13 protein-coding genes and 1 pseudogene are annotated in these 13409 nt (G+C 46.0%); 8 read left to right on the top strand and 6 right to left on the bottom strand.

Annotated elements, in window-relative coordinates; all coding sequences use genetic code 11:
* Positions 1–58: 58 nt before the first annotated feature.
* Positions 59–1345: a DUF4832 domain-containing protein gene (locus I1H34_RS32070; protein WP_249370137.1), complete on the bottom strand. Its 1287-nt coding sequence runs from the start codon at positions 1343–1345 to the stop codon at positions 59–61.
* Between the two features lie 183 nt (positions 1346–1528).
* Here I1H34_RS32070 and I1H34_RS07470 point away from each other — a divergent pair, with 183 nt between their 5' ends.
* Positions 1529–2695, top strand: a complete 1167-nt coding sequence (locus I1H34_RS07470; RefSeq protein WP_212665046.1) for a glycosyltransferase family 4 protein — start codon at positions 1529–1531, stop codon at positions 2693–2695.
* Between the two features lie 43 nt (positions 2696–2738).
* Here I1H34_RS07470 and I1H34_RS07465 read toward each other — a convergent pair whose 3' ends face one another.
* Positions 2739–3725, bottom strand: coding sequence for a methyltransferase domain-containing protein (locus I1H34_RS07465; RefSeq protein ID WP_212665045.1), 987 nt, complete (start codon positions 3723–3725; stop codon positions 2739–2741).
* Positions 3726–4022: 297 nt separating this feature from the next.
* On the opposite strand from I1H34_RS07465, the gene pds reads away from it, so the two are divergent.
* From pds to I1H34_RS07450, 3 genes are all read left to right on the top strand, one after another.
* Positions 4023–5465, top strand: a complete 1443-nt coding sequence (gene pds, locus I1H34_RS07460) for a 15-cis-phytoene desaturase (protein WP_212665044.1) — start codon at positions 4023–4025, stop codon at positions 5463–5465.
* Positions 5449–6390 (top strand): phytoene synthase, encoded by a 942-nt coding sequence (locus tag I1H34_RS07455; protein WP_212665043.1) that lies wholly within the window; start codon positions 5449–5451, stop codon positions 6388–6390. Before pds ends, I1H34_RS07455 begins: the two co-directional genes overlap by 17 nt.
* Before the next feature lie 114 nt (positions 6391–6504).
* Entirely contained in the window at positions 6505–7380 is an 876-nt protein-coding gene (locus I1H34_RS07450; RefSeq protein ID WP_212665042.1) for a 6-carboxytetrahydropterin synthase, read from the top strand.
* Positions 7381–7440: 60 nt separating this feature from the next.
* On the opposite strand, the gene I1H34_RS07445 is transcribed toward I1H34_RS07450, so the two are convergent.
* Positions 7441–9084 (bottom strand): cyclic peptide export ABC transporter, encoded by a 1644-nt coding sequence (locus I1H34_RS07445; RefSeq protein WP_212665041.1) that lies wholly within the window; start codon positions 9082–9084, stop codon positions 7441–7443.
* A gap of 211 nt (positions 9085–9295) precedes the next feature.
* Here I1H34_RS07445 and cutA point away from each other — a divergent pair, with 211 nt between their 5' ends.
* On the top strand, positions 9296–9616 hold the full coding sequence (gene cutA / locus I1H34_RS07440) for a divalent-cation tolerance protein CutA (protein WP_212665040.1): 321 nt from the start codon (positions 9296–9298) through the stop codon (positions 9614–9616).
* A gap of 18 nt (positions 9617–9634) precedes the next feature.
* Positions 9635–9967 carry a DUF565 domain-containing protein gene (locus I1H34_RS07435; RefSeq protein ID WP_212665039.1) on the top strand — a complete coding sequence of 111 codons (333 nt, stop codon included), beginning with the start codon at positions 9635–9637 and terminating at the stop codon, positions 9965–9967.
* Positions 9968–9984: 17 nt separating this feature from the next.
* On the opposite strand, the gene I1H34_RS07430 is transcribed toward I1H34_RS07435, so the two are convergent.
* The gene (locus I1H34_RS07430) at positions 9985–10890 is read right to left on the bottom strand and encodes an SDR family oxidoreductase (protein ID WP_212665038.1); all 906 of its coding nucleotides are present in this window, start codon (positions 10888–10890) and stop codon (positions 9985–9987) included.
* Positions 10891–11021: 131 nt separating this feature from the next.
* A pseudogene (locus I1H34_RS32925) lies at positions 11022–11210 on the bottom strand (alcohol dehydrogenase catalytic domain-containing protein); the annotation flags it as partial.
* Positions 11211–11462: 252 nt separating this feature from the next.
* Here I1H34_RS32925 and I1H34_RS07420 point away from each other — a divergent pair.
* Complete coding sequence (locus tag I1H34_RS07420) at positions 11463–11975, top strand: FxLYD domain-containing protein (protein ID WP_235107715.1); 513 nt, start codon at positions 11463–11465, stop codon at positions 11973–11975.
* 132 nt (positions 11976–12107) lie between these two features.
* On the opposite strand, the gene I1H34_RS07415 is transcribed toward I1H34_RS07420, so the two are convergent.
* The gene (locus tag I1H34_RS07415; protein ID WP_212665036.1) at positions 12108–12602 is read right to left on the bottom strand and encodes a hypothetical protein; all 495 of its coding nucleotides are present in this window, start codon (positions 12600–12602) and stop codon (positions 12108–12110) included.
* A 257-nt stretch (positions 12603–12859) separates the two neighbouring features.
* Between I1H34_RS07415 and I1H34_RS07410 the strand changes: the two genes are divergently transcribed.
* Complete coding sequence (locus I1H34_RS07410) at positions 12860–13408, top strand: pyridoxamine 5'-phosphate oxidase family protein (RefSeq protein ID WP_212665035.1); 549 nt, start codon at positions 12860–12862, stop codon at positions 13406–13408.
* Position 13409 lies beyond the last annotated feature (1 nt).

The following is a 13409-nucleotide window of genomic DNA, read 5'->3' as shown; positions in this document are numbered from 1 at the left end:
TATTTCTGAGGTTAATCAGAGATTAAATATATTTGTCTTTCAAAATTTTGAATGTAATTTACTTGCTCTTAACTAGCAGATTCATTATTAGTGAATTAAACCCAGTATTTTCTTCCCAAGTATCTTCATTTGCCAGTCTGATCGAATACTCTGGCTGATGCGATAGTTTCTTCGATGGATCTGGGAGATTCAAAAATACTTCATATATTCCTGATGGTAAAGTACTGGGGGTATTGATAATGATATTGATAGTAGTTTTTTGCCCAGGCAACCAATATTGAGGATTTTCTTTTGTAAGTAGAGTATAGTTCCGTTCAGATGATTTGTGGCGCAGAACGATTTCTAGCTTTCGAGGGTTATAGGCAGTGGCCCAACCCTCATTTATGATTGAAAATTTTAAAGCTAACGGTTCACCAGATACAATTTTGTTAGACATTTCTGCATTTAGTAACCTAAACCGATAACCGAGGCGATGCTTGATGTTGTCCATACAGCCTTGAGTTACCCAGTCTGCTAATATGCTTTTCCCATCAGAAGGGAAACTATTTAATGTACTCCAGCGCATGTAAGCTAGCTCTTTTTGTGCGTTTGGACAGTTATCATACTGGCTGGGATTGCAGACTTCACCACCCTGTACAACATATCGGTTGTCCAAGTGTAAGAAGGCTTTCTGTTTGTTGATAATATTCAGATCGGTGTGGCTATACGTACCCCAATCATCGATTCCAGCTAGAAAACAATCATTATGTGCTCCTGTTCTGGCTCTATCGCTTCTATTGAAGGCTTCGCTAAGGGTAAGCGGTTTTTTCTGGTTAAAAATATCGCCTTTGTAATAGGAATATCTTAGGGCCACCATTCGTCCGGAGGGAAGAACTGACAATAATTTTTTTAATATTTTTCTTCTGGCTTTAGGGTTAGTTCGTAATCCGTTGGTTGATCGATTCCATTCTCCCCAATATCCAATAAATCCTGCTTCTAGATAGGCAATAGCATCATAATTGTCTTTCAGTAATGGTTCTAACTGATCTAAATGAGAGACTATTCTTTCTACTGAGGTGTCTTCTCCACCTCCTAGCCAATTGTAGGCAAACCTGATAATTAACTTTATCCCGGACTTCCGGGCTGTTGAAAGATCCGCTGATACCTTATTTATGAATGACCTAGATAGGGGTTGAGTTCTAAACTCTGAGATGAGATAGATTCTTCGAGCTAGGGTTATGTTTTGGGTTCTTAACTTTTGCAGCTCGCTTAACTTAAGGGAAGGGCGAGGTTGAGTTCCCCAAGGATTATATGGAAAAAAAAACCCCTTTCTGGATTGGGAAAGTCTTCGTTGCTTTTTTCGTATTGTCGAGATTGTGTGCCGCTTATTTCAGCAGCAATCGCTCTATTGGTACTAGCATTAACGTATGCTGATAAAAAAATAAAACTCCATAGTACTGAGCTAGCTTTTTGTATCTTTGTTTGCATCAGTTCTTTGCCCATTTTTTAAAAGTCTACTTGAGTCAGAAGAGTGGTAAACAAAGAAGAAATGAAAGTTTTACACGTTTGTGCTTTGGGTGCTACTGCCGAAACGCTGTTGTTACCTCAAATTGATTATTTGCGATCGCAACACCTTACGGTTGATATTGCCTGCTCCCCCGATGGTGCCGTTGATCGTCTACAGGCCCAGGGGTATACGGTTCATCCTATTCAAATAGATCGTAAGATTTCGCCCGTCTTAAACTTTAAATCAATACAGAATCTGGTTCAGTTGATGCGATCGCAGGCTTACGATCTTGTCCATGTGCATACCCCGATTGCTGCTGTATTGGGACGAATTGCGGCAAAGCTAGCAGGGGTCCCCACGATTGTGTACACCTCCCACGGCCTTCCGTTCCATCAACTGACTCCCCCCCTTCAATCTCAGATGTATTTTGCGATTGAATATGGATGTGCCAAAATCACCGATCTCATTTTGTCTCAAAATCATGAAGACTTGGAGACTGCAGCCCAGAAAAGATTATGTCCGGAATCGAAACTAGGCTACCTCGGTAATGGGGTTGATATTGAACGATTTAATCGAAGTGTATTAAATCCAGATCATCAATCTCGCTTGCGAGATGAGTTGGGGATTCCGGCCTCTGCCAAACTGATTGTGGGTACGGTTGGGCGACTAACCCGAACCAAAGGCAGTGGATATTTAATCGAAGCAGCAGCACAGTTAGTTGAAGAATTTCCTCACCTGCACATTTTGATTGTAGGAGGAGAACTCAAATCCGATCCAGAACCTTATTACGACCAGCTAACTGAAAAAATTGAGCAGCTTAACCTAACATCCCATGTCACATTTACTGGGGATCGAACGGATATTCCGCAGATGCTAGGGCTCATGGATATTTTTGTCCTTGCGACATTTGCCCATGAAGGGTTACCGCGCTCTATTTTGGAAGCGATGGCCATGAGTGTACCCGTTGTTACTACGGATATTCGGGGGTGCCGAGAGGCAGTGCTTCCAGGTCAAACAGGATTGATCGTACCGTCACAGACCACTACCCCTTTGGCTAAAGCGCTACGGACAGTATTGGCGGATCAAGATTTAAGAACAGCCTATGGATTAGCGGGGCGTCAAAGAGTGGAAACCGAGTATGACGAGAATGTTGTGTTCAGACGCTTATTCTCTTTCTATCAGAATTTAGGTGTTGCTTCACCCACATAATAGAAACCATTCATTGAGAATATAGTTCGAACTCAAAATCACTTTATACCTGAGCAATCTCGTTCACAGTGCCTGCGTGGGGCTTTACTGGAGTATCTGCTCGTTGTGCCCGAAACATACCAAATCGGCACAGCCCAGCTCCAAATGCCAACCGCATCAATAAAATCGTGGGGACTTCCCGCAAAGATTTTAGTAGGCCAGAAAAACCGAACTTAACTAAGCCAGCTGGTCGAGCCACTCCCTGCCAAATGGAGTCTAACCAAGAAGGCAGCGTCTCTTTCGTCCAGTCGGAAGTGATCACATTGCCGTCGACTAGTCCCGTTGCCGCTAGTTCCTCAGAGAAGCCTTCTATGCTGGCAAAAGCAGGATGGGACCACTGATCCAGCAATTGACGCATGACCGGACGCTCCCAGATATTCAGCGGTTTTTGCCGATCGTCTCGCTGGTTCCAATCCGCTAGCACCAAGATGCCACCTGGCTTGAGCACTCTCATAAGCTCTTTAGCAAACACCGCTTTGTCCGGCATGTGAGGCCCCGCTTCCACAGACCAAACCACGTCGAAGCTGGCATCTGGATAGGATAAGGCCATGGCATCATCCACTTTGAACTGAGCATCTACCCCTTCTGGCGTTAGCTCTCCAGCCCGTTCGACCTGTTTAGGACTAATGGTTACACCAGTAACGGAAAAGCCATAGTCTTTGGCTAAAACCCGACTGCTGCCGCCAAAACCACAGCCCACATCCAATAGAGTTGTCCCGACGGGAGACTTATCCAGACCGCCCCAGGCCACCATTTCATGGACAAAGTCATATTTGGCTTGCAAAAAATCCTTGCGATGGGGAGGGGAGCCGTAATGGCCTAAATGAATATGTTCGCCCCAATAAAACTCTAAAATCCCATCTTCGGTCCATTGATCGTAGGAAGTGGCAACGGAGTCGGCAGAGTTATAGCTGCGGGCGGTAAAAATGTAAACCGCAATACCGACTACCACCAGGGCAAAAAGAGCAAGCAGGACAAAGAGAAGGTTCATTTAATTGGGACTGGGTGAAACGCTAAATTTGCTCTTAAATATAACAAGATCTTGTAGTGACGAGGTTTGAAGGATTTGCCAGCATCGCTAGTTGAGTTTGGGCTCAAAGGGCTGTGCAGATCGCCAAAATAGAACGTGTTTCGCATTAACTCCATCTGTTCATTTCAGAAAAATTTATATTTTTTTTAGTTTTCATGAATTGTTACAGTTTGCAAAGGTATAATTAGGGCTGTAAACCACCACTTGGCAGGTCGGTGGTTCAGAAAAGACGCTGTAATCCTAGGGACATAACAATTCATGCGAGTTGCGATCGCAGGTGGAGGTCTGGCTGGTCTCTCCTGTGCCAAATATTTAGTTGACCAAGGGCATACTCCCATCGTTTTAGAACGAGCCTCTGTCTTGGGGGGCTTAGTGGCCGCCTGGAAAGATGAAGACGGAGACTGGGTGGAAACAGGTCTGCACGCTTTCTTTGGGGCTTATCCCAACATGCTCCAGTTGCTTAAGGAGCTGGATATTGAAGATCGGCTGCAGTGGAAAAAGCATGCCTTGATTTTCAATCAGCCCGAAAAGCCGGGGGTGCTGTCACGGTTTGATGTGCCAGACCTACCTTCCCCCATCAACGTGGTTATTTCTATTCTCCGCAATAACGACATGTTGAGTTGGGAGCAGAAGATACGGTTTGCGATCGGATTGCTGCCTGCGATTGTTCGGGGTCAGAAATACGTTGAAGATATGGATCGGTACTCCTTGTTGGAGTGGCTGCAAAAGCAGGGGATTGATGACCGAGTCAATTCCGATATTTTTATTGCTGCATCTAAAGCTTTAACCTTTATCAATCCAGATGAAGTCTCAGCTACTATTCCCCTAACGGCTCTTAACCGATTTTTACAAGAGCGCTATGGGTCTAAAATTGCCTTTTTGGACGGTGCTCCACCAGAGCGGCTCTGTCAGCCCATCGTTGACTATGTGACGGAACGGGGTGGCGAAGTCCTCGTGAATGCCCCCCTGAAAAAAATTGTGCTCAACGAAGATGGCAGTGTTAACCATTTCTTGATGAAAGGGTCTGCCGATACAGAAGAGTACTCCATCACTGCAGATGCCTACGTCTCAGCCATGTCAGTGGATGCTATGAAGCTGATGATGCCTGACGACTGGAAGGACACCCCCTATTTCCAACAGCTCCAGGAACTAGAAGGGGTACCTGTAATCAGTATTCAGCTATGGTTTGACCGTAAGCTTAGCGATGTTGACCATTTACTGTTCTCGCGATCGCCGTTGCTCAGTGTCTATGCGGATATGAGTAACGCTTGTCGGGAATATTCCGATCCAGATAAGTCAATGCTGGAGCTAGTTCTGGCCCCGGCAGAGGACTGGATCAGTCGGTCAGATGAAGATATTATTGAAGCTACCTTAGGGGAATTGGCCAAACTTTTCCCTGATGAGATTCCAGATCAGGCTAAGGTGCTTAAAGCTCGAGTGGTGAAGACGCCTCGCTCGGTTTATAAGGCGACTCCAGGCCGGCAACAGTTCCGTCCGGTGCAAACAACGCCTATCTCCAACTTCTTTCTGTCTGGAAGTTACACCATGCAACGATATCTAGGCAGTATGGAGGGGGCGGTGCTTTCTGGTAAGCTGACAGCACAAGCTATCAACAGCTCCAAAGCTCTTTCATCCTCAAATAACGCTTCTGTAACGTCCAAGCCAGTTTCCCAGTCAATTCCGAATGCTGCAACTGCCTGAAACTCCAAGACCCACAAAAAAACTGGCGTCTCTTGAAGACTCCTACGAGCAATGTCGGCAAATTACCGCCGATTTTGCCAAGACTTTTTATCTTGGCACCCAGCTGATGTCGCCTGAAAAACGTCAAGGCGTTTGGGCCATTTATGTCTGGTGTCGGCTAACGGATGAATTGGTAGATGGTCCCCAAGCGGCGTTTACTACCTCTGAGACGCTGGATAAGTGGGAAGAACAGCTTGAATCTGTGTTTGCAGGCCATCCTGTGGACGACCCGGATGTGGCCCTCGTGGATACCGTAGAACGCTATGGACTAGATATCCAGCCGTTCAGAGATATGATTGCCGGACAGCGGATGGATTTAGTGCGCGATCGTTACGAAACTTTTGAAGATCTGCGTCTCTACTGTTACCGGGTTGCCGGGACGGTTGGCCTAATGTCGGCAGAGATTATGGGGGTGGAATGCTTTTGCGATCGCTTGCAGGCTCCCTGGAGTCCCCCCAGAATTCTCAACAATCCAGTCAATACCATTAACAAGGCCGTTGATTTAGGTATTGCTAATCAGCTCACCAATATTCTGAGAGACGTGGGAGAAGATGCCCGCCGAGGTCGTATCTACCTTCCCCTAGAAGATTTAGCTTCCTTTGACTACACCGAAGCAGATTTGTTCAATGGCGTCGTCGATGATCGCTGGCGAGCTTTTATGAAGTTCCAAATCCGTCGAGCCCGGCAGTATTTTGCCCAGGCTGAGTCGGGAATTAGCACCCTACAAAAGGATGCTCGCTGGCCTGTCTGGTCAGCTTTGGTACTCTATCGCCAAATTCTGGATGTAATTGAGCAGAATCAATACGATGTGTTTACCCGTCGGGCCTATGTTCCAAGTCGGCGCAAGTTGATGTCTTTGCCTTTGGCTTGGCTCAAATCCCTGTAAAGTCTGAGGTTCAGTCTTAGCCCAGGGAATCTGAACTATAGGTTAAAATATTAAGAAATGTTGTCAGTGCCGTATCTCCAATGAAGAGCGGCTGTTGCTACGGTTTGCCCTGTTATGAAATGTGTCATCCACCGACGAGCTGAGTTTTCTGCCAGCCATCGGTATTGGTTACCTGAGCTATCTGAACCAGAAAATCAGGAGAAATTTGGGCTATGTACTCGAGCGCCTGGCCATGGCCACAACTATGAACTATTCGTTTCCATGTGGGGCGAGTTAGATCAATATGGAATGGTCTTAAATCTCTCAGATGTCAAACAAGTGATTAAGCGAGAGGTCACTGACCCCCTCAATTTTTCCTATTTGAATGGGGTATGGCCCGAGTTTAAGGAAACGCTGCCCACGACTGAGCATCTGGCGCGGGTAATCTGGCAACGGTTAGAACCCCACTTGCCAATCGTAAACATTCAACTTTTTGAACATCCCAAACTTTGGGCCGACTACGAAGGAGCTGGCATGGAAGCCTATTTAACTGTTGGAAGTCATTTTAGTGCTGCGCATCGATTGGCACTCCCCGAATTGAGTTTTGAAGAAAACTGTGAAATCTATGGCAAATGCGCTCGGCCCAATGGTCATGGCCATAACTATCATCTGGAAATAACTGTCAAAGGTGAGGTGGATGAACGGACGGGCATGATTGTGGATTTAGTGGCCCTCCAAAATCTGGTGGATGATGTGGTGTTAGAACCCCTTGACCATACATTCTTGAATAAGGACATTCCTCACTTTGCTGACGTGGTGCCCACGGCTGAAAATATTGCTGTTTATATTGCCCAGCTGCTGCGAGAGCCAATTCTCAATATTGGGGCGGAACTCCATCGGATTAAGCTAATTGAAAGTCCCAATAACTCCTGCGAAGTGTTGTGCTCTGACTTATTCGATACGGCTCCAGTGCTCTCTGGTCGAGTCAGTGAACCTGCATTAGTGGGCTAGTTTTTGGGAAAATTAAATCTCAGGAGGTTTCCTGAGCAAACAGGGTATTACCTGGGCGCGTTACGATAGCTTCTGCTGGACTTCACTAGCCAGATACGCATCAGATTCAATGCGACCGTAATCAAGCTTGATGATCCGATCGGCCAGATGGAAGAAATGGTCGTCATGGCTGATCACGATTATAGTTTTGCCTCGCTGCTTGAGTTCAGCTAACAGTTGCGTGTAAAAGATCTCCCGAAAAATGGGGTCTTGGTCTGCCGCCCATTCATCAAATAGGTATATGGATCGATTTTCTAGATAGGCAGACAATAGGGCTAACCGTTTTCGCTGACCTTGAGAGAGTCCTGTGGTGGATAGCTGTCCATCCTGTACGGAGACTTTTTGCTCTAGTTCCAGCTTGTGTAAATAGGCCCGAGCTTGTTCATCTAGGGTAGCGAACTCCTCGCTGATTAATCGCTCAAATAGATAATAGTCCGAAAAGACCGTCGAAAAAAGCTGCCGATACCATTCACGATTGGTGTATACAATGGGCTCAGCATCCAAACAGATCTCTCCTGACTCCGGGACGTATAAACCTGTAATCAGCTTTGCCAAAGTAGATTTGCCACTACCATTGCCCCCAACAATAAAGACTAACTCTCCTGAATTGATCGTCAGATCAATCGGTCCAACCCTAAATTGATGCTCTGCTGCTGGATCTTGATAGGTATGGATAACCTTTGCTAATTTCAACTGGTTCCAATCCTTGGGAGTGGGTTTTGTAACTACCGTTTCCACCTCAGCATTTTTAGCCAGCTTCAATCCCATTTGGTTGACTTTTTGAATTGAGACATTGGCACTAGCTAGATTTGGCAAGCGCTGGATAATATTTCCCAAAGGCCCCATTAGATAAGACAGGGTGAGGATATAGGCGGGTAAAATGGTCTGGGTTGAAGGTAAGATCTCGGGGATGCCAAACAGAAGTACCCCAAGTAGCAGAAAGAATAGAAACTGGCCGCCACCACTAGATAATGCCACAAACTTAAAGGCATTTTTTTGGTATTGACGCGATTTAGCCGCACTGACAGATAGATCTTCGGTAAAAAAAGTTTGTCTTCGGACAGAATGCAGCTTCAGTTCTTTTAGGCCATCGGTGATGCTACGAAAATGGGTAAACAGTTGATCATCTTCTTGGCGGGCCAGATTCAAATAGCGATAGGCGAAGTTGAGCAACAGCTGGACCAAGGGAATCGCAACGGCCATAAAGGCTACCACAATTAGAAAAACCCAAATCGATAACCAACCCAGATAGATCAAGCATCCGCCTACGACCGCAACGTCAATACACAAGAATGGAATAACAAAAACGGTATTAGAAATGGCCTGTACGTCTTTGGTTAAGACCGCAAACAGTCGGCTGGGGCCTAACTGTTCTAACTGCCGTAGGGAAGAGGTGAGAATTCGCTGACTCAGACGCAAGCGCAATTGATAGACAGAATTTTGGGCCAGATCAACCAGTAGAAACTGAGATAGGCTCCCGGTCACAAAGGCCAAAATAGACAATCCGGCAAAGGAGATTAGCAGTGACTGGGTAGAGTTTTGGCTAATGGCAGAATTAACCAAAGCAATCAGTCGTGCACTACAAATCCCGCTGATGATTCCAGTCAGAATTGCTAAGGTCGCACTGACCCAAGACGCTTTGATAAGAAGCCAGATAATTTGCATGGATGCCCCTTGTGAAGTGCGATAGATATTGAGGCTGCAACATAAAATTCAGCAACACACCTATAAAGGTTAATGCTGAAGCCGAGCACGATATTTGAGAAGGACTAAATGCTAGTGAGATTCAATAACTGCGATGTCAAGAGTGCTTCCCTGCCAGATTTGAGCGAATAGCCGATACACTGTGGTTAATCCTAACAAGTTATTTTCGAGCATGGCTACAGACGCTATTGTGGTGATGGTGACTACCTCTTCCGAGGATGAAGCGGTTGCGATCGCAAATCATCTCGTGCGTGATCACCTAGCTGCCTGTGTCAGTCTATTTCCCGTCTCATCTATCTATACCTGGGATAAACAGGTGCATCATGATCAAGAATGGCAGTTGGTGATCAAGACTCAACAGGATAAATTTACGACTTTAGAAGCTAAAGTGCGTGAATTGCACACCTATGATGTGCCGGAAGTCATTGCTTTGCCTGTTACGGCAGGTTCGATGTCCTATCTCAACTGGATTTCAACCCAGGTCCATTTATAACTGCTAGGAGCGTTTCTGATGCAGAATACCCGTCTCAATACCTTAGTTTCTGGTTTAGGTCAGCAACTGAAACAGGAGCTGCGCAACCCTTGGCGGCGAATTTCAGTGCTGGTGATTGCCCTGCTGTTTGGAATTTATATCGGCGTATCCTTTGCTGCGATCGCAGGTCAGTTAGCCTACCTCGATATCACCGTTGCAGCCCTAGTCTTGTTATTTACAGAAGTAGTGAGCTGGATCTTTCATCAAAACCGTGGCAACGCTCGCAAAGCCCTCTGGGGAGAGGCATTGAATACCTTTAAGTTGGGACTCACCTATGGCTTATTTGTGATTGCCTTTATGTTGGGAAGCTAGACCAGCCCTACCTACCTTTAAGGACTAGGTGGTGTCAGCATGTGGCACAGTGATTGGCCGAATAACTTAGGGTTATAGCCCAGGGAATAAGCGAGGGAACTGTCTAAAGAAACATCTGCAGGTCGAGGCGTAGAAAGTGATACATCTTGCTGGGAACAGCCTGCCAATAGAGATTCAGAGTATCCTAAGCAATTTGCTAGCTGTTGCCCCATTTCATATCTGGAGAGACGTTCCTTTCCACCTAAATGAATATATCCTTCACCTTTGACCAAGGCCAACAGAATGCCACGAGCTGCATCTAATCCGCTGACAGGGGTCCGAAACTCATCCTCGAACAATTGCAAAGCTTGGCCAGTCTCTAGATTTTGTATCATCGGTTGAATAAAGCTGGAAGCATGGGATGCAACACCAAACATGAGCGGCATACGAGCAATGATGGTTGAAGGATAGCGCTCCAACATTCCCTGCTCTGCTAATACCTTTTGCTCTCCGTAAGTATTAAGGGGGCAAACAGCATCAGATTCCTTATAGGGTGGATGTTGCCCATCAAAAACCAGATCGGTTGAGACAAATAGTAGTGGAATCCGATATTCCGCACACAAATCAGCTAAATGCCAAGAGGCTTTCACATTGATGACATAGGTAGCTTCAGGCTCAGCTTGACAAACATGAGGACGCCCTTGGGCTGCAGCGTGAATAATCGCATATGGTTGAACCGTCTGCAGAACCTGTTTGAGGTCGGCAAAATTGCGTAAATCGACAGTCACCATGGAACATCCTGGCACTTGAATGGTATGGGAATAAGCTGTGCCAAAAACCTGCCAGCTGGCTTGAGCAACTTGACAGAGATACCACCCCAGAAAGCCACTGGCACCGGTAATCAGAATCTTTGGGGGGGATTCAGAGCTGTTTGGACTTAGCACTTCAGGACCAATCGATAGGGAGGGGGCTGACCGCGTAATTTATCTAGCGCTTCATTGACTTGGGCAAAGGGAAATACCTCAGTCTGGGGCATAAGGGTATGCCGAGCCGCAAAACCCAGCACTTTAACAGCAATCTCATGGCCAGGCACAAAGGGATACTGGGTCATCCCCCACTCATTTTGGATCATGCTGAGGTCGCTGTGGCAGATGCCGCAATATGTAACTTGGATATCCACCTGTTGGCTTCCCAACGGACCAGGTTCATACTCGTAGGGTTGAAGGATTCCCCCTTGCTCAAAGGCCCCATAGGCGTTGACCATTCATTCATCCTCATGAAGCAGATGGGGTGATAACAATCTAAAAACCCTTACCACGCCTGATGTATGGACTGTTTCAAGCATTGGAGACATGCAAACGCTACTCTGCAAGATTTATGACTGATCACACTCATTCCAGTTTCCGTTCGTTAGGGTTGAAAAGGGGACTTGAATACTCGTGATAAAAAGGCTGAGAGCGAAATGATAAACCGCACTTCTCCAACCCTGCTGAAAGTTCTGTTGAGTTGTTTAACAATGCTGCCCTTCGTATTCCCCACTGTTGCCCAGGCTGAGCAAGATATAGTCATTATTGGCGAGACGGCGGAGCAAAAACAGCAATTTCAATCCTATTGGCAGCAGTTACTCAATCTCAACCAAGCGGCGGAGCGTGCTAGGCCGAAATCACCAGTTCAGTCCAATTATGCTGCCCGTACCAATCGAGAAGTCAAGCTGAACAAGATCCTTCGCAATCTTAAGGTCGAAGATATTGGCTTAGACTACATCATTCAGCTCAACGGCTCCTCTCACTTATCTGGAATTCTCACGAATGAAAATGATAGACCAGTGACTGTTTTAGCCGTGAACTATGAAATTCTGGATAGAAGGGGGAATTTGTTGCAAACGGGCAGTGCTCAACCCCAACCCAGTATCATCGCGCCAGGACAATCCGTTACCTTTGCCGATACTCTATGGACCATTGCGCCTGATGAAGCCTATGAAGTCCGACTGCTCGATCCAGCCTTTCAGGTTAGTCCTGATTTTGAGTAACTATGATGGCCCAATCTGCTGCTGACAAACAACGATTGGGCTGTTCAATCTCTTGAGAAGATATACGAAAGGCTAGAAAATACAAACGTTTTCTAGCCCTTAGCATTGATTACAAGTTTAAAAAATGAAACTCTAGCCTAGCTTGATGCCTGTAACAGACTTCAGCAGGTTGGTCAGTTCGCCAACAACTTTGTCCTTATTGGGCTCGCCTTCACCTAGGCTAGTCTTGACGTTCTCAATACCATCTTGAATGGATTGAGCAGAGTCAGGCTTGATGCTGTCTTTGAGTGCAGGCCAAGCATCTTGTACTTTGGCAAATTCTGTTTTTGCAGTGTCAAAATCTCCAGATTTTGCAGCGTCTAGGGTTGAGGTAACGCCGTCCTTCATAGTGGAAACGTTATCTTTGAGGGCAACGAGGTCTGCACCTTTGTTAACGGTATCTGAAACGGTATCTTTGGCTTTTTCTGCAGTTTCAGTTGCGGTATCTGTTACCTTCTCAGTGGTTTCAGCAGCAGTCTCTTTGGCTTTGTCGGCAGTATCCTTAACGGCATCGCCTGCTTCACTACAAGCAGTGAGGGAAAGAGCGCTTAAAAGTCCTATGATTAAGGCGGATTTGAGTCGGAACATAATATTGTTTCTCTAAGTATTTATACTTTCCAGCTAATATTATCGAGAACATAGGAAATTTGCACAAGCCCATTTGGGACAGTTAATCAGATTGGTACCCAAAAAATGGCTAATTCTGAGCTATCTAAGCTATACCCTGCTTCAAACAGAGCGTATCGCCGTTTAACTTCACTCATTTTGCTTGATTTTTATATTTTTTTTATATTTGATGTGGCTATTTTTGTCTAAGAATTTTCAAAGTTTCCCTCAACCGCGTCATGGCCAAGTTTTATTCTGAGCTAACTCCAACGTTGCAAGCATTTATTCAAAAGCAACAAATATTTTTCGCGGCATCGGCTCCGTCTCAGGGCCGTGTCAATTTATCTCCTAAGGGCATGAATACGTTCAGATGTCTGGGAGCAACTGAAGTTGCTTATCTAGATTTGACGGGTAGTGGCAATGAGACGAGTGCCCATGTGGCTGAGAATGGGCGGTTAACCATTATGTTTTGTAGCTTTGTCGGGGATCCATTAATTCTGCGTTTGTACGGGCAAGGAGAGGTGATTCGTCCGTGGGATCGCACCTGGTCTGACCGGATAAAACCGTTCGATCTTCTACCCGGAACCCGGCAGATTGTCGTGCTGCATATCGAATCTGTCCAAACTTCCTGTGGGTTTGGTGTTCCTCTTTACGAATACCAAGGCGATCGAGACCAGTTGATCAATTGGGCGACTCAAAAAGGAAAGGCTGGCCTGCAAGAATATCAAGCCCAGAAAAATCAGGTCAGCATTGATGGCTATCCGACGGGGTTGATGGCAGAGGACTGAA

Origin of the sequence: Acaryochloris marina S15 (assembly GCF_018336915.1) — a bacterium.
Classification (GTDB): Bacteria; Cyanobacteriota; Cyanobacteriia; order Thermosynechococcales; family Thermosynechococcaceae; genus Acaryochloris; species Acaryochloris marina_A.
The sequence above is the reverse complement of the archived record's forward strand: the minus strand, read 5'-3'. Positions and strand labels throughout refer to the sequence as shown.

Coding starts and splice junctions, on each gene's coding strand:
- I1H34_RS07470 (WP_212665046.1), top strand. CDS start 1,529: ATGAAAGTTTTACACGTTTGTGCTTTGGGTGCTACTGCCGAAACGCTG.
- I1H34_RS07465 (WP_212665045.1), bottom strand. CDS start 3,725: ATGAACCTTCTCTTTGTCCTGCTTGCTCTTTTTGCCCTGGTGGTAGTC.
- pds (WP_212665044.1), top strand. CDS start 4,023: ATGCGAGTTGCGATCGCAGGTGGAGGTCTGGCTGGTCTCTCCTGTGCC.
- I1H34_RS07455 (WP_212665043.1), top strand. CDS start 5,449: ATGCTGCAACTGCCTGAAACTCCAAGACCCACAAAAAAACTGGCGTCT.
- I1H34_RS07450 (WP_212665042.1), top strand. CDS start 6,505: ATGAAATGTGTCATCCACCGACGAGCTGAGTTTTCTGCCAGCCATCGG.
- I1H34_RS07445 (WP_212665041.1), bottom strand. CDS start 9,084: ATGCAAATTATCTGGCTTCTTATCAAAGCGTCTTGGGTCAGTGCGACC.
- cutA (WP_212665040.1), top strand. CDS start 9,296: ATGGCTACAGACGCTATTGTGGTGATGGTGACTACCTCTTCCGAGGAT.
- I1H34_RS07435 (WP_212665039.1), top strand. CDS start 9,635: ATGCAGAATACCCGTCTCAATACCTTAGTTTCTGGTTTAGGTCAGCAA.
- I1H34_RS07420 (WP_235107715.1), top strand. CDS start 11,463: ATGCTGCCCTTCGTATTCCCCACTGTTGCCCAGGCTGAGCAAGATATA.
- I1H34_RS07415 (WP_212665036.1), bottom strand. CDS start 12,602: ATGTTCCGACTCAAATCCGCCTTAATCATAGGACTTTTAAGCGCTCTT.
- I1H34_RS07410 (WP_212665035.1), top strand. CDS start 12,860: ATGGCCAAGTTTTATTCTGAGCTAACTCCAACGTTGCAAGCATTTATT.